The organism is Streptomyces sp. LMG1-1-1.1, assembly GCF_040815545.1.
Classification (GTDB): domain Bacteria; phylum Actinomycetota; class Actinomycetes; order Streptomycetales; family Streptomycetaceae; genus Streptomyces.
This window is the reverse complement of record NZ_JBFPNH010000032.1, coordinates 147,122-162,309: the sequence shown is the minus strand read 5'-3', so window position 1 is coordinate 162,309 and position 15,188 is coordinate 147,122. Positions and strand designations below refer to the sequence as shown.

General features: G+C 71.4%; 12 protein-coding genes and 1 pseudogene. 3 read left to right on the top strand and 10 right to left on the bottom strand.

Features of this window, described 5'->3' with window-relative positions; all coding sequences use genetic code 11:
* Nucleotides 1-79 precede the first annotated feature (79 nt).
* The 4 genes from MRBLMG1_RS18965 to MRBLMG1_RS18950 are packed head-to-tail and all read right to left on the bottom strand — an operon-like array spanning nucleotide 80 to nucleotide 3,598.
* Nucleotides 80-1,144, bottom strand: coding sequence for an NAD(P)H-dependent flavin oxidoreductase (locus MRBLMG1_RS18965; protein ID WP_367825243.1), 1,065 nt, complete (start codon nucleotides 1,142-1,144; stop codon nucleotides 80-82).
* The gene (locus MRBLMG1_RS18960) at nucleotides 1,141-1,947 is read right to left on the bottom strand and encodes a CoA-transferase subunit beta (RefSeq protein WP_367825242.1); all 807 of its coding nucleotides are present in this window, start codon (nucleotides 1,945-1,947) and stop codon (nucleotides 1,141-1,143) included. Before MRBLMG1_RS18960 ends, MRBLMG1_RS18965 begins: the two co-directional genes overlap by 4 nt.
* A complete protein-coding gene (locus tag MRBLMG1_RS18955; protein WP_367825412.1) occupies nucleotides 1,944-2,792 on the bottom strand; it encodes a CoA transferase subunit A in 849 nt (282 codons plus the stop codon). Before MRBLMG1_RS18955 ends, MRBLMG1_RS18960 begins: the two co-directional genes overlap by 4 nt.
* Nucleotides 2,793-2,806: 14 nt before the next feature.
* The gene (locus tag MRBLMG1_RS18950) at nucleotides 2,807-3,598 is read right to left on the bottom strand and encodes an enoyl-CoA hydratase family protein (RefSeq protein ID WP_367825241.1); all 792 of its coding nucleotides are present in this window, start codon (nucleotides 3,596-3,598) and stop codon (nucleotides 2,807-2,809) included.
* Nucleotides 3,599-3,676: 78 nt separating this feature from the next.
* On the opposite strand from MRBLMG1_RS18950, the gene MRBLMG1_RS18945 reads away from it, so the two are divergent.
* Entirely contained in the window at nucleotides 3,677-4,453 is a 777-nt protein-coding gene (locus MRBLMG1_RS18945) for an SDR family oxidoreductase (RefSeq protein WP_367825240.1), read from the top strand.
* Nucleotides 4,454-4,495: 42 nt separating this feature from the next.
* The gene (locus tag MRBLMG1_RS18940) at nucleotides 4,496-5,407 is read left to right on the top strand and encodes an SDR family oxidoreductase (RefSeq protein ID WP_367825239.1); all 912 of its coding nucleotides are present in this window, start codon (nucleotides 4,496-4,498) and stop codon (nucleotides 5,405-5,407) included.
* A 456-nt stretch (nucleotides 5,408-5,863) separates the two neighbouring features.
* Here the strand turns inward: MRBLMG1_RS18940 and MRBLMG1_RS18935 are convergent.
* From MRBLMG1_RS18935 to MRBLMG1_RS18925, 3 genes and pseudogenes are all read right to left on the bottom strand, one after another.
* Nucleotides 5,864-6,635, bottom strand: a pseudogene (locus MRBLMG1_RS18935) (transposase family protein).
* Between the two features lie 461 nt (nucleotides 6,636-7,096).
* A complete protein-coding gene (locus tag MRBLMG1_RS18930) occupies nucleotides 7,097-7,897 on the bottom strand; it encodes a VOC family protein (protein WP_367825238.1) in 801 nt (266 codons plus the stop codon).
* Between the two features lie 242 nt (nucleotides 7,898-8,139).
* Nucleotides 8,140-8,727: a TetR family transcriptional regulator gene (locus tag MRBLMG1_RS18925; RefSeq protein WP_367825237.1), complete on the bottom strand. Its 588-nt coding sequence runs from the start codon at nucleotides 8,725-8,727 to the stop codon at nucleotides 8,140-8,142.
* 106 nt (nucleotides 8,728-8,833) lie between these two features.
* On the opposite strand from MRBLMG1_RS18925, the gene MRBLMG1_RS18920 reads away from it, so the two are divergent.
* Nucleotides 8,834-9,679, top strand: a complete 846-nt coding sequence (locus MRBLMG1_RS18920; protein ID WP_367825236.1) for a class I SAM-dependent methyltransferase — start codon at nucleotides 8,834-8,836, stop codon at nucleotides 9,677-9,679.
* A 58-nt stretch (nucleotides 9,680-9,737) separates the two neighbouring features.
* On the opposite strand, the gene MRBLMG1_RS18915 is transcribed toward MRBLMG1_RS18920, so the two are convergent.
* The 3 genes from MRBLMG1_RS18915 to MRBLMG1_RS18905 form a co-directional block, all read right to left on the bottom strand.
* Nucleotides 9,738-11,639, bottom strand: a complete 1,902-nt coding sequence (locus MRBLMG1_RS18915; RefSeq protein WP_367825235.1) for an FHA domain-containing protein — start codon at nucleotides 11,637-11,639, stop codon at nucleotides 9,738-9,740.
* A 351-nt stretch (nucleotides 11,640-11,990) separates the two neighbouring features.
* The gene (locus MRBLMG1_RS18910) at nucleotides 11,991-13,499 is read right to left on the bottom strand and encodes a DUF4246 domain-containing protein (RefSeq protein ID WP_367825234.1); all 1,509 of its coding nucleotides are present in this window, start codon (nucleotides 13,497-13,499) and stop codon (nucleotides 11,991-11,993) included.
* Nucleotides 13,500-13,635: 136 nt separating this feature from the next.
* Entirely contained in the window at nucleotides 13,636-15,177 is a 1,542-nt protein-coding gene (locus MRBLMG1_RS18905; RefSeq protein ID WP_414721606.1) for a flavin-containing monooxygenase, read from the bottom strand.
* Nucleotides 15,178-15,188: the final 11 nt, after the last annotated feature.

Genomic DNA, 15,188 nt, shown 5'->3' with positions numbered 1-15,188 from the left:
GCGGGGGCCGCCCGGGGTATCCGCACCGTACCGCTCGATCGCCGCCTCCCTGTGCGGCGGCAGGGTGGAGGGGGCGGGCTCAGCCGGTCGTGGACAGGGCGTCGATCGTCGCCCGTGCCTCGGCCATGACGCGGTCGACGAGTTCGGCGCACGACGGCAGGTCCTCGATCACTCCCGCGACCTGCCCGGAGGCCATCACGCCGAGGTCCGTCCGGCCGTCCACCATGGACGCCTTGAGCAGCATGGGAGTGTTGGCGGCCAGCAGGACCTGGCTCCACGTCAGGTCCTTGCCGTGCTTCATCGCCAGCCCGTCACGGATCATCGCCGCCCAGGTCATGCCGGAGTCGCGCCGGAACGCCGACGCGTGCCGGACTGCCCGGAGCAGCGCGGAGGCCCGGCCCGAGCGCTCCAGGGCGTCCACCAGCTCCGTGCGCAGCATCCGGTGCGGCAGTCCGTCCACCTTCGTGGTGACGGTGACGTCCTTGACCGTCGCCGCGAGATAGCGGGCCTTCACCGCGTCGGGGACGGTGCTGTCGGACGTGAGCAGGAAGCGCGTCCCCATGCCGATCCCGGCCGCGCCGTAGGCCAGTGCCGCGACCAGGCCGCGCCCGTCGTGGAAGCCGCCGGCCGCGACGACCGGGATGTCCACCGCGTCCACGACCTGCGGGAGCAGCACGGTGGTGGCGACGCTGCCGGTGTGGCCGCCGCCCTCTCCGCCCTGCACGATGACCGCGTCGGCGCCCCACGACGCGACCTTCTCTGCGTGCCGTCGGGCGCCGACCGAGGGGATGACGACCACGCCCGCGTCCTTGAGCCGCGCGATCAGCTCGCGGGACGGCGCGAGCGCGAAGGAGGCGACCCGCACGCCCTCGTCGACGATGAGGCCGACGCGCTCGGCCGCGTCCCCGGCGTCCGCCCGCAGGTTCACGCCGAACGGCGCGTCCGTACGGGACTTGACCTCGCGTACTGCGGAGCGGAGCTGTTCGACGGTCATGGTCGCCGACGCCAGGATGCCGAGTGCGCCCGCGTCGGCGGTCGCCGAGACCAGGCGGGGGCCCGCCACCCACCCCATGCCGGTCTGGACGACGGGGTGCCGCACCCCGACGAGTTCGGTGAGGCGGGTGGCGATCGTGACGTCGCTCATGCGCGGACCTCCCGGTCGCGCAGCCCCTTCGGGTCGATCTCCTCGCGGATCAGGCGCAGTTCCTCGACGGTCGGCTCACGGGTGTACGGCACCTCGTCGGGGACGGCCAGCGCGAAACCCGTCGCCTCCGTGACCTGCTCGACGGTGACGCCGGGGTGCAGCGAACGCAGCCGCATGGTGCGGTCCGGGGTCTCGAAGTCGAAGACGCCCAGGTCGCTGATGACGTCCGGGACGCGGTGGTAGCGGGTCGAGGCCGGGTCGGCCGCGGCGGCCCGGTCGTAACCGACGCCGGAGACCATGTCGACCCGCTCGACGAAGACACGCGCCGAGTGCCTGGGAACCCAGTAACTCGTCGGGTTGTTCAGGGTGTTGACCGGCGCCCCACGCACGCCGAGGAGCTGTCGCGTCGGCCGCGCCCAGTCGCCGACGCAGCTGATGTTCTGGTTGCCGTACCGGTCGATCTGGCTCGCGCCCATCATCACGTGCCGGCGCCCGGTGGTGACCAGGGCCAGGTGCTGGCGGTACGGCAGCCAGCCCTCCACGACCCGGGGCGCGGCGCCGACGGCGGGCACGTCGCCGACGAGCAGCGCCTCGCCGTCGGTCAGCAGCAGGTCGGGGGAGAAGGTGAGCCTCGCGAGGCGGGCGCCGATCATCGGGACGGTGCCCATCGGGCTGGCCAGGACCTCGCCCGCGCCGCGCCACGCCTCGGCGCAGGCGATGACGCAGTACTCGGCCCGCGTCGCCGTCGTGCCGGTGCCGGTGCCGGTGCCGGTGCCGGGGGTGGGGGTGCCGGTGCCGCTCATGCTTCCTCCTCGTGGAACGCCGCTACCGCGGCCTGGTAGGCGTCCTCGTCGCCGGACAGGAACCTGGCGCTGAAGGCCCGCCACTCCTCCGGGTCCCGGGCCGCCTTCGCGTAGGCCCGCTGGAAGGCCTCGTCGCGGTCGTAGTCCGGGGCGCAGGAGGTGAAATGCGCGCCGTTCGGGGTCTCGACGACCCCGTCGACGAACGCCCTCTTGAGCAGCAGCGACTGCGGTCCCGCGTCCTTGAGCAGTTCGGAGGTCTCCACGATCCGCTCGCAGGAGACGTACGCGGTGTCGGCGGCCTCGCAGAACAGGTCGTCGAAGTACGGGTCGGGGCCCAGGTACTGGCCGTTGCCGAGCGCGTCGGCACGGTTGAGGTGGACCAGCGCGGCGTCCAGGCGCAGCGCGGGCACGGCGACGAGCTCCTCGCGGTCCCCGTAGGGAGACGTGACCGTCCGCAGTGAAGGGTTGACGCGCATCACGTCCGAGGCGATCCCGGCCCGGATGGGCATGAAGGGCAGCCGGTGCACGGCGGCGGTGAGCCCCCACATCACCATGGCCTCGTCCAGCTCCATCAGTTCGAAGTCGCCGCGCTGCCGGGCCGCGCAGAAGTGCGGCTCCAGGGGGACGGTGTCGAGCGTGGCGAACGCCGCGACCAGCTTGCGGATCCTCCCGGCCGCGGCCAGGAGCCCCACGTCCGGGCCCCCGTACGAGACCACGGTCAGATCGGTGACGTCCGACCGCAGCAGCGCCCGTACCAGTGCCATCGGCTTGCGCCGGGATCCCCAGCCGCCGATGCCGATCGTCATCCCGCTCCGAAGCCGACCCACGACCTCCTCGGCGGTCATCGTCTTGTCCCTGCTCACGACTGCTGCTCCTTGTCCGTGTCGGAGGTGACGCCCTGGGCGACCGCGCTGTCCGTGCCGAACGCGTCGCGTACGCGGTCGGCGACGCCGCTGAGGTTGGCCTCGAAGGTGAACCCCTGCTCGAAGCGGTAGCTGCGGCGGACGTCCACCGGATCGATGCCGTTGATCGCCGCCTTGGCGAGCCGGATCAGCTGTCCGTCCTTGGCGGCGATCTCCCGGGCCAGCTCCAGCGCCGCGTCGAGCAGCCGTTCGCGCGGGACGACCCGCCAGACCGAGCCGTGCCGGTGCAGCTCCTCGGCGGTGGCCGTGCGCGAGGTGTAGTACAGGGCCCGCATGAGGTGCTGGGGGACCAGCCGGGCCAGGTGGGTGGCCGCGCCGAGCGCGCCGCGGTCCAGCTCGGGCAGGCCGAAGGTCGCGTCGTCGGAGGCGACGATCACGTCCGCGTTGCCGACCAGGCCGATGCCGCCGCCGAGGCAGAAGCCGTGCACGGCGGCGACCACCGGCACCTCGCAGTCGTAGACGGCGGCGAAGGCCTCGTAGCAGCCGCGGTTGGCGCCCAGGAGGGCGTCGTGTCCGGCGGTGCGCTGGATCTCCTTGATGTCGACGCCGGCGTTGAAGCCGCGGCCCTCCGCGGTGAGCACGACGCAGCGCACCTCGGGATCGGCTCCCGCGGCGCGCACCGCGGCGGCGAGGTCGTACCAGCCCTGTACGGGGAGGGCGTTGACCGGTGGGAAGTCGACGGTGACGACGGCGATGCCCTTGTCCGGGGCGGAGGTGGAGACACCCATGAGCAGATCAGCTACCTTTCCACCAAACGTTTGTTAGGTGGAAGATAGCAGCGGTTCGCGCGCTGCGGGAGGTGTCCATTGGCAGTCACCATCGATCTGTCGGGATCCGTCGCCGTCGTCACCGGCGGCACGCGGGGCGTCGGCGCCGGGATCGCCAGAGCCCTGCTCGCAGCCGGGGCGGAAGTCGTCACCTGCGCCCGAAGAGCCCCCGACGAACCCGTCGAGGCGGCCGGTCGCACCGCCCGCTTCCTCCCCCTCGACCTCCGCGACCCCGCCGCCGTCGCCGACTTCTTCGACCGCGTCCGCGACGACCACGGCAGGCTGGACCTCCTCGTCAACAACGCCGGAGGAACACCCTTCCGCATGCTCGCCGAAGGAGGAGCCGCACAGCAGGCCAGGGTCGTCGAACTCAACCTCGTCGCCCCCCTGACCGCCTCCCTCGCCGCGTACGAGGTGATGCGGCATCAACCCGGGGGAGGGGCCGTCATCATGATCGGCAGCGTCAGCGGCACCCGCCCCTCACCGGGAAGCGCCGCCTACGGAGCAGCCAAAGCGGGCCTCGACAACCTCGCCCGCACCATGGCGGTGGAATGGGCGCCGCGCGTACGCGTCAACACACTCGTCCTCGGCATGGTGCGCACCGAACTGTCCCACCTGCACTACGGCGACGAAGACGGCCTCGCCGCCGTCGCACGCACCGTGCCGCTCGACCGGCTCGCCGAACCCTCCGACATCGGCGACGCCTGCGTCTTCCTCGCCTCCGACCACGCCGCCTACATCACCGGCGCCAGCCTGCTCGTACACGGAGGCGGGGAACGCCCGGCCTTCCTGGACGCCGCAACGGTCAACCACTGAACCCACGCGCACCCACCCGCCCCCTCACCGAAAGGCACCCCCATGACAGGACTGTGCAGCGGACGCGTCGTCATCGTCACCGGAGCCGGCCGCGGACTCGGCCGCGCCCACGCCCTCGCCTTCGCCGCCGAGGGCGCCAAGGTCGTCGTCAACGACCTCGGCGTCGGCCTCGACGGCACCGGAAGCGGCACCGGGCCCGCCCAGCAGGTCGTCGACGAGATCACCGCCTCCGGCGGAGAAGCGGTCGCCCACGCCGCCGACATCGCCACCACCGACGGAGCCGCCTCCCTCATCGCCACGGCCCTCGACACCTACGGCCGCCTCGACACCCTCGTCAACAACGCCGGCTTCCTCCGCGACCGCATGCTCGTCAACCTCGACGAGGACGACTGGGACGCCGTCATGCGCGTCCACCTCAAAGGCCACTTCCTCCCCCTCAAGCACGCCACCGCCCACTGGCGCGCGGAAACCAAAGCGGGACGCACCCCCGAGGCCCGCGTGATCAACACCAGCTCCGGCGCCGGCCTCCTCGGCAGCGTCGGCCAAGGCAACTACTCCGCCGCCAAAGCCGGCATCATCGGCCTCACCCTCGTCGCCGCCGCCGAAACCGCCCGCTACGGCGTCCAGATCAACGCCATCGCCCCCGCCGCCCGCACCCGCATGACCGAACACACCTTCGCCGACACCATGGCCGCCCCCACCGGCGCCGCCTTCGACGCCATGGCCCCCGAGAACGTCTCCCCCCTCGTCGTCTGGCTCGGCTCCACCGCCTCCGCCGGCGTCACCGGCCGCGTCTTCGAGACCGAAGCCGGCCGCATCACCGTCATGCACGGCTGGCGCCCCGGCCCCACCGTCGACAAGGGCGCCCGCTGGACCCCCACCGAAGCCGGCGCAGCCACCCTCACCCTCCTCGCCACCTCCGAACCCCCCCACCCCGCCTACGGCGCCCACTGACCCCCCCTCTCCGCTCCGGTTGTCATGGGGCAGACGCCCTGCGCCCGGCAGAGCGGCTCCCCCCGCCCCGCTGGGTCTGCCCGCCCGCCCCCCGTCGCGGGCACGACGGACGGCGCCCGCCCGGCCGCCCCCTCGTTGTGGGCGCGACGGACGGCGCCCGCCCCGGCCGCCCCCCGTTGTGGGCGCGACGGACGGCGCCCCGGCCCCCCTCGTTGTGGGCGCGACGGGGGGCGCCCGCCCCGGCCGCCCCCCGTTGTCGGCACGACGGACGACGCCCGCCCCGACCCCCTCGTTGCGGGCGCAACGGACGGCACCCACCCGTCACCCGCGTTGTGGGCAATCGTTCCGCTGGGGCGGAACGGGTGGGCACAACGGAACGGCGCCCCCTGCCGGGCCTAAAGCGTGTTGCAAAAGGTCGTGTCTGGGCAGGTCAGAGCCGGTTTCAGGCTGGCCGGGTCACGCTGTCATGGCGAGGTTGTGCATGTGGGCGACGGCCTGGACCGCGTGGTGGAGGCCGTTGCCGCGCTGTCGGCAGTCGCGGAGGATCTTGTAGTGCTTCATGCGGGCGAAGGCGTGCTCGACACGGGCCCGGACCTTGCGGTGCTCGGCGTTGTCCTCCTCCTCGCCGGGCAGCAGGGCCCGTCCGGGGCGTTTGCGGTGCGGGACGACGAGCCCGGTGTTTGATGTAGGCGCCGTCGGCCAGCACCGTCACGCCCTCGCAGACGGTGGCCAGGCCGGAGTCCCGCCACGCTTTCGAGTCCGCGGTGTTGCCGGGCACCGGCCGGGCCGCCGCGACCACGAGTTTCGTGTCGGCGTCGATGATGACCTGCACGTTCGCCGAGAACCGGTAGTTGCGTGAGGACGCGCCGGTCTTGCGGTCGCGGACCGGGATGAGGGTGCCGTCCACGATCCACAACCGCTCCACCGCGTCGGCCGGGCGTGCGGCCGGCTCGATCGCGAGCAGCGGCCGCAGCCGCTTAATCACCCGGCAGACGGTCGCAGGTGAGCAGCCGAACAGCGGGGCGAGCTGCCGCATGGTGAGGTTCGTCCGGTAGTACACGGCGACCAGCAGCACCCGGTCCGCCAGTGGCAGGCACCACGGACGGCCGCCACCGGGCCCGTTCCCGCCCCGTTCCCGCACGACCTTCAGCAGCCGCTCGAACTGCCGCATCCGCAGACCCGTGAACGTCTCCACCCACAACGGCTCAGCCCTCAACACCCCACGCATACAGGGGAAATGCCCGAATCAGAGCCTTCTGCAACACGCTTTAGGCTTCCGTGCCTTAACCCGCACCGGTTGCGCGCCCAAGTAAAGGTGCGGGCAGGTACAAGGGGCGGAGGCGCCGCCAAGGGCGCCGTCCCGTGTGCCCCCCGTCCCGCCCCAGCGGGACGATTGCCCACACGGAGGTGGGCAGGCGCGGGGTGCGTGGGCCCACACGTCAACGCGCCCCCCAGGGCCCCCTCCCACCCTCACCCGGGACGCCGCCCCTCACCGGGACGCCGCCCCTCACGGGATGCCGCCCCTCATCGGGACAACGCCCCCCACCGGGACGCCCGGCCAAACCACGGCACCCGGAGCCTGACAGCCCGAAGGCGCCGGACGCAGGTCACGGTTCCCGCTCACCGGGAAGGTGGTCCCACGCTCGGCGCCTCCGTCTCCGCGCGAGGCGGTCCTCGGCGTGCGCGCTGCTACTTCGGCGTCGGGGTCAGGACGACGAAGTCGGCGAAGGAGGGGTCGAGGCAGACGGCGAGGCGGCCGACGTCCTCGGCGTCGTCGGGACCCATCTGGACGCTGCCGCCGTGGTCGTTGACCTTGGCGATGGTGGCGTCGCAGTCGAGGACGTCGAAGACGGGGTGCCAGTAGGGGCGGCCGCCGGTGAGGGAGAGGTGTTCGCGGGGCAGTTGCATAAGGCCGCCCTGCATGCGCTCCGGGGGCAGTCCGGCGGGGGTGATGAGGGTGTACGTGCCGTCACCGCCCGGCATTGCCATGTCGGAGTACTGCCAGCCGAAGACGCTGCCGTAGAAGTCGCGGGCGGCCGCGGCGTCGGTCGTGTAGAGCTCGGTCCAGGAGAGGGCGCCCGGCGCGTCGACGAGGTCGACGCCCTTGTTCGTGCCGGGTTGCCAGACGGCGAACTGGCCGCCGAGGGGGTCGCTGTACTGGGCCATCCGGCCCCATTCGTCGAGGTCGGTGGGCGGGACGCGGACAGTGCCGCCGCCGCGTTCCACGGCCTCGGTCGTGGCGTCCGCGTCGGTGACGCTGTAGTAGATCATCCAGGCGGAGCGGGCGCCGGGTTCGGTGAGCTTGCCCAGGCCGGCGACGATCTTGCCGTCCTTGCGGAACATACCGCCTTCCATGTCGTCGCCGCCGCCGGTCATGGGTTCGTAGGTCCAGTCGAGGACGGCGCCGTAGAAGGCCGCGGCATCGGGGACGTCGGGGGCGCCGAGGTCCAGCCAGCAGGGGGAGCCCGGGACGAAGTCGGTGGTGATCATGGGTGTTCCCTTTCGCAGATCCCGTACGGCCCCAGGCTGTCATCGGCGACGGCCGTCCGCCCCTCGACCGACACCGCCCGTGGCCGCGCGCCTCCCGCTGTCGAGGAGCGGCCGATGTCCGCTGCCCTCACGCCCGAATCGCCTCGGGAGAACGCCCACCGTGGCGGGTGTCCCGGGTCGGTCGGGTCGGTGTCGTCCGGGTCGTCCTGGTCATCCGCCGAACGTACGCGGCCCGACGGACGTCATGACGTGCGGACCAGCGCGTGGATGAGTCGCTCGATCCGCGCCTGGGAGCCCGGCGTCGCCTCGGCCGAGCCGGTCATCAGGAGGTGGTGCAGCGTTCCGACGAGTGCGAGCGCCACCGACTCCGTGTCCAGAGGCGCGGCGACCCTTCCGAGCTCCTGCTCCGCGTGGAGGTAGCCGCTGACCGCATCCTGGATGGCGGAGAAGCCGGGGGCGCCGGCCTGCCAGGCCTCCCGGACGCGCCGGGCCGCCACCGGACGGGTCACCGCCAGGCCGACGAGCCCCGGGTCCAGGGACAGCACCGCGGCGGAGACCTCCGCGAGGTTGGCGTCCACGGAGCCGGTGCCCGCTCGGGAGGGCAGGTCCTGCGATCGTGCGGCGGCCGTGGCGAACCGGTGGAGGACCAGTTCGGCGACGAACTCGTCCAGTCCGGTGAAGTGGGTGTGCAGGACTCCCTTGGCGCATTCGGCCTCTTCGGTGACGGCGCGGCTGGTCAGCGCCGCGGCCCCGTCGCGGGCGAGGACGCGCTCCGCCGCGTCGAAGAGCCGTTCTCGCAGGCCTTCGATGGCTACTCCGCGCGGTGACATCAACTTCCTCCTGGAGAAAGGGCATTGCGAGTATGGGCAGCTGCCCATACTGTTTGGGCACGCGCCCATTCTAGGGCTCTCGCTCCTCGACCGGAGGTCATTTCGCATGCAGCAGACCGCCAACCCCGCCCAGGCGCGGGCATGGAACGGCTACGAAGGCACGCACTGGGCCGCCCACCACGACCGCTGGAACGCCGTCAACGCCGGCTTCGACGGGCCGCTCCTGGCAGCCGCGTCGATTCGCCCCGGGGAGCACGTGCTCGACATCGGCTGCGGCGCGGGCGCGACCACGCGCCTGGCCGCCCGCGCCGCGGGGCACGGCCACGCCACCGGCCTCGACCTCTCCGGCCCGATGCTCGAGCGGGCCCGGACCGCCGCCGCCGAGGAGGGGATCGCGAACATCTCCTTCACGCACGGCGATGCCCAGGTCCACGACCTGCCCCGAGCCGCCTTCGACCTCGCGATGAGCCGCTTCGGCGTCATGTTCTTCTCCGACCCCGCCGCCGCGTTCGCCCACATCGCCACCGCCCTGCGTCCGGGTGGCCGCGTCGCGTTCCTGACCGCGGCGGAACCCGACGGCAACGAGTGGCTCACCGCGCTCACCGCGCTTCGGGACATCCTGCCGATCGGCGGCTTCGGCACCCCGGGCGGACCGGGCATGTTCTCCCTCGCCGACCCCGACACCGCGACCGGCCTGCTGCGCACCGCGGGTCTTCAGGGCGTGCGCGCCGAACACGTGCAGGCGTACGGGACCTGGGGCCGCACCGCCGAGGAGGCCGCAGACTTCCTCCTCGACTCCGGCCCCGGCCGGCACCTCCTGAGCTCGGTCGATCCCGCCGCGCAGGCCCGTGCGCGCCGGCGCCTGACCGAAGGCCTCGGTGCTCACGAGACCGACGGTGCGGTCCGGCTCCTGAGCACGGGATGGCTCCTGACCGCCACCGTCGCCGCCTGACCGGCCGAGGGAGGCGAGCCCTCGACCGGCCCGACGGGGGCGCCCCGCCCTTCCGTGGTCAGGGCGCCGCGGGGGTCCTTGCCGCTGCGGTCGTGGGCGGTGAGTCCTGCCGGTAGAAGATGTCGATGTCGACCTCTTCGCCTCCGACGATCAGGGTGTCCCACGCTCCGCTCTCCCACAGCGTGCGCAGGGTGGGGGAGTCGAGCGACTCCAGGTGGCTCCGGAGCGTCGCGTCGTCGGGCATGCCCGGGAGGCGTGACGCCAGCCGGTCGCGGATCGACCGCAGCCGTTCGACGAGGGCGTCGATGTCCGCGCTCCTGTCGAGGTCCTTGCCCTCGGACTCCTCGATGCTCTGGGCGATCTTGTCCTTGATCGGGCGGCTGACGCCGTTCTCGTCGGTGGTGATCATCGTGTTCCAGGCGCGGCTCTTGTGCCGGTACTGGAGCATGGACATGGCCGCTTCGTGGCGCGCGAAGTCGGCGTCGCGGAACGGCCTGCCCGTCCAGGCGCCGTTGAGGGAGCGGGCCAGCGAGATGGCCGAGCCCAGGCCGCTGTTGAGTCCGCGCCCCGGCCAGAAGTGGATGGCGTTGGCGGCGTCGCCGAGGAGGAATCCGTACGTCCCCGGTGACGTCGACGTGGCCGAGTGCAGACGGGTGGTGAACCTGGGGCGCTGCACCATGTCGAGCCGGAAGGCGGTGACGGCGCTGAGGTCCTTCTCGGCCACGCCGAACAGCGTCAGCCCCTCCAGCACCCGCTTCCACAGGGCCGAACTCCTGACCATGGCGGGCAGGAAGAGGGTGCTGTGCGTCGAGCACTGGAAGTCGCCGTGCTCGTCGCGGCCCATGACGCACGGGCGGGAGGCGATGCAGTCCTCGAACACGTGCCGGACCGGATCGATGCCGACGACCTCCGCGGCCTCGGCGTCGGTGAGCCGCATGTTGAGGAATCCCTCGCCGCGCAGGGCGTTGAGGAGAAACCGGTTCTGGGCCACGGTCAGGAGGACCGTCATCGGGTCCGTCAGGTTCGACTTGACGCGCAGGCCCAGGACGACGTCCTGGACGTGCCGACCTTGCAGCGAGTAGATGGACTTGTCGGCGCTGCCGAACTTGTCGGCGAAGTACTCCCGCGTCCGGGACCGGCCGCCCTCGCAGACGGCGAGCACGTGATCCTTGGCGCCGGACTTCTGGTGTTCGGCCGGATCGAACGCGGCGGGCACCAGCCGTATGCGGTCCGGCTTCTCGTTGGCCAGTTCGAGGAGCGTGTCCTCGATGTAGGCGATCCGGAGGTTCCTCGGGCTGTGGCCCCGGACCGAGTCGGGGCCGACCGGCCACATCTCGGAGAACGCGTCGCCGCGGAAGAGCCGTTCCCGCACCTCCTCGGGGAGGTTCAGGTACTGGCGGCTCTGCACCGTGACGACCTGCTGCCGGCGCACGTTGCCCTGGCTTTCGTCCTTCCAGACGACCTTCGGCCCGTCCTGCGTCCAGCGCCCGTCGTACACGGTGATGGCGACCCGATGCCCCATGAGGTGCTCCAGGAGCAGGGCGAAACTCAGGCCGACGGGGCCTCCGCCCGACACCGTGACGTCCAGGACCGGCCCCGCCGCCATGGTCGCCTGGGCGGAGGGGGCGAGCGGGCGCAGTACGGAGAGGTCGAGGATGGTCTCCATCGCGTCGGCCGCTTCGAAGCGGAACGTCTCGGTGCCTATCTCGATGAGGTCGCCGGGCTGCAGTTCGTGCGACGTCACACGCGTCCCGTTGACCCGCGTTCCATTACTGCTGCCACTGTCGTACAGAACGAATCCATGGCCTTCACGGCGTACTTCGGCGTGAAAGCGTGAGACGTTCTCCCCGACTATCACGATGCTGTTGTCGCCTTTGCGACCCAGGGTTACCGGTGTGGTGCCGATCGGGAACTGCTTTCCAGCCAGGGAGCCTTGATGGCCGACAAGCCGAGGAGGCATGGGTCACCCAATTCCACGAGTCACGGATCCGATGACGAATGACGAAGCCGGTGACCAGGCAGTGTCACCCCGCATCACACAGCGAGAATCCTCCGGCACGCAGGGCAATCCTAAGGCGGCCGCGAGGTCGGTGAGAAGGCATACGGATCGACCGATCACCATACCGTGGTCATTCCGTGAAGATGTCACGGCAAAGGCCCGACAGGGACGCTTGATGCGCAGGTGAAGGGTGCGGCAGGACGGGAAGGGCGTGACCTGTCGGCCCCGACTCCGCCGCCCCGCCACCCTGTCGCCCTGCCGCGGGAGCGTCGCCGGTCAGGCTTCGTCGCGGAGTGATGAACCGGCGGGCGGTCAGTGCTCGCAGAGGGAGAACTCGCGCTCGTAGAGCTGCTCGTTGTGTTCGTCGACGAAGAACTTGCGCTCCTGCATGAGCTGTTCGCGGAAGCTCTCGGCCTGCTCGAGCGTCATGGTCGAGGATTCCGCCCAGGGCTGCTGCGGTGGCACGTCGGATGTCGAGACGATCGTCTCCGACGGGTCGACCAGGAAGAAAGCGAGGATCTTGCGATGGCCCGGGCGGGTTGGGTCCGTGAGGCGGAACGGGTCGACGCGGTGTTGCAGGACGTTCGGGAACGCGAGGCAGCGGCCCGCCGGGGTCGATGCCGACCCGAGCATCTGGTTCAGCGCGTCCTCGTCCTCCAGGCCGTAGACCTCGCGCAGACCGTCGTCGTCGTTCTGTTCGTAGTCCGGGTCGTCGAGCGCCGACCGGAAGCTCAGACGGCTCTCGGTGATGTTCTCGCTGTCCCAGTAGTAGAGCGCGGTCGAGACGATCCGCTCGTTCAGCATTCCCTCGACGTGCCAGGAACCGCCGGCGTACTCGGGCTTGTCCGGGGTGAGATGAAGGGTGGCGAGCTTGACGATGACCTGGAGTCGCCGGCCGCGCAGGTCGACCCGGGCGGATGCGTCGGGTGACTCGGGCGGGGTGAAGGCCGGGGCGTCCGGGACGACCGGGCGGCGGTTCTCCCACCAGTCGTCCTGGGCCCGGTCCCATGCGCGACGGGCCTCCGCGAACGCCTCGTCGTCGCTGTAGGACGACCTGTTCGGGTACTCCGGCTGCGGGCCGTACCAGCCGTAGGGGTCCGCCTGGATCCGCGGAGGCCGCGGATGGCGCAGATCGGTGAGTACGTTCTCCAGCAGCGGACGCATGCACGCGAACAACTCCGGCAGCACGGAGGCCAGTTCGTGGTGCTTCTCGGGGTGGACGTTGTTCACGTACGAACGGAAGGCGACTTCGCCGTCGTCGCTGACGTCGACGTCCGTCGGCAGCCACTGGAACTTCTCCGAGAACTCGTACCGCGAGTACTGGTTCGTCGGGTTCTTCCACGCCCGCTCGGGCGCACCGCTCACCTCCCTCACCAGGCAGAACAGTGAGGGGTGAACGAGATCCAGGACCTGGCCGTCGGATCCGGGATGCCAGTCCTGCTCCGCTTCCGGGACCTCTTCCAGGACCCGTACCGCCTCGCGGAGGCGGGACCCGAGCTTCTCGTCGACGAGCGTGTCCGACTGCCACACCCCGTCGACGGCGGACACCTCGATGCCGGTTCGCTCGTCCCGCAGCGCGGCGTAATGCGCGAGTTCGGAAAGCACGTAGCGAACCTGCGCTTCGGTGAGGCCCTGGGCCACCGCTTCCCGCGTCCACCGGGCCACGATGTCGGCATCGCGCATCTTGTCGAACCATCCCGGCTTCGCCCGAATGTGCGCGCTGCACCGCATGATCTGAAGTTCCCGCAGCGTCCGAGGCGTCGCGAACGGCAGGGAACGAGAAGCATGAAAGGGCAGCGGGAAAGCAGACAGGCCAGACAATTCTCTTGGTCCTCCCGGTCGGTGTGCGGTGGCGGGAAGAATACTTCAGCCGACTGACACCGCAGTCGTGCTCCTGTTCGTAGTGGTAGTCGCAGTCTCCCGCCCCGCCCCGGCCCCCGCCCCGCGCCCGCGCCGGTCACGTCGTCACCTCCGCGCGGGCGGCGGACCGGGAAAAGCGCAGTTCCGGGTCGGCGACGCCGCCGGACCGCAGCAGTCTGACGTCGTCGCGGTAGTCCATCGAGGTCAGCCACGGCATGCGGTCCCCCTGGCGGGGGAGCGAGTCCACGGCGCGCCGGACGTAGCCGGCCCCGAAGTCGAGGAACGGACGGGTCGCCATCCCGGGGTCCGCCGGCTCGGGTCGGCAGGTGTCGTACCCGTGGGCGTCGAGGTGGGCAAGGAGTCGGCAGAAGTGCTCGCAGAGCAGGCCGACCTTCAGCGTCCAGGAGGAGTTGGTGTAGCCGATCGCGAAGGCGAAGTTCGGCACGCCGGACAGCATCATGCCCTTGTACGCGAGGGTGTCGGCCGGCCGCACCTCCCGGCCGTCGACGGTGAGGCGGATGCCGCCCAGCGCCTGCACGTTCAGCCCGGTCGCCGTGACGACGACGTCCGCCGCAAGCTCCCGGCCGGACTCCAGCAGGACGCCCTGCTCGGTGAAGCCGGCGATGCGGTCGGTGACGACCGAGGCCCGACCGTCGCGGATCGCCCGGAACAGGTCCCCGTCGGGGACGGCGCACAGGCGCTGGTCCCACGGGTCGTACGGCGGGTTGAAGTGCAGGTCGACGGGGTAACCGGCGGGCAGCTGGCGGGTGTTGATCCAGCGGATCAGACGCCGCGCCGCCTTCGGGAACCTCTGGCAGAAGCTCCAGATCAGGCGCTGCTGGACGATGTTCTTGCGCCCGGTCAGCGCGTAGCCGCGCCGCTGCCCGAGGTACTTCTTCAGCGTGTTGGCGATCAGGTCGGCGCGCGGCACCGGCAGGACGTAGGTCGGGGTGCGCTGGAGCATGGTCACGTGCGCGGCGGTGTCCGCCATCGCCGGTACGACGGTGACGGCGGTCGCCCCGCTGCCGATGACCACCACGCGCTTGCCCGCGTAGTCCAGGCGCTCCGGCCAGTGCTGCGGGTGCACGAGCGTGCCCCGGAAGCGTTCCACGCCCTCGAACCGCGGAGTGAAGCCCTCGTCGTAGCGGTAGTAGCCGCCCGCGCAGAACAGCCAGCCGCAGGTCAGCGTGGTGCGCTCGCCGGTGTCGGTGCGTTCGACCTCGACGGTCCACCGTGCCCGGTCGGTCGACCAGGACGCGCCGAGCACCTTGTGGTGGTACCTGGTGTGCGCGTCCAGACCGCTCTCGGCGGCCGCCTCCCGCAGGTAGGCCAGGATCCGGGGCGCGTCGGCGATGGACTGCTCGTCGCGCCAGGGCTTGAACTCGTAGCCGAAGGTGTGCAGGTCCGAGTCCGACCGGATGCCCGGGTAGCGGAACAGGTCCCAGGTCCCGCCGGAGGCCCGGCGGGCTTCGAGGATCGCGAAGCTCTTCGACGGCAGCTCCGTCTTCAGGTACCGGGCGGCACCGATGCCCGAGATCCCGGCTCCGACGACGAGGACGTCGAGGTGCTCGACGGCGGACCTGGCAGGGGACGTGGACACGGGCGGCTCCCGGCGGTGTCGGAGGGGCGGTGCGTCCATGCTGCTGCCGG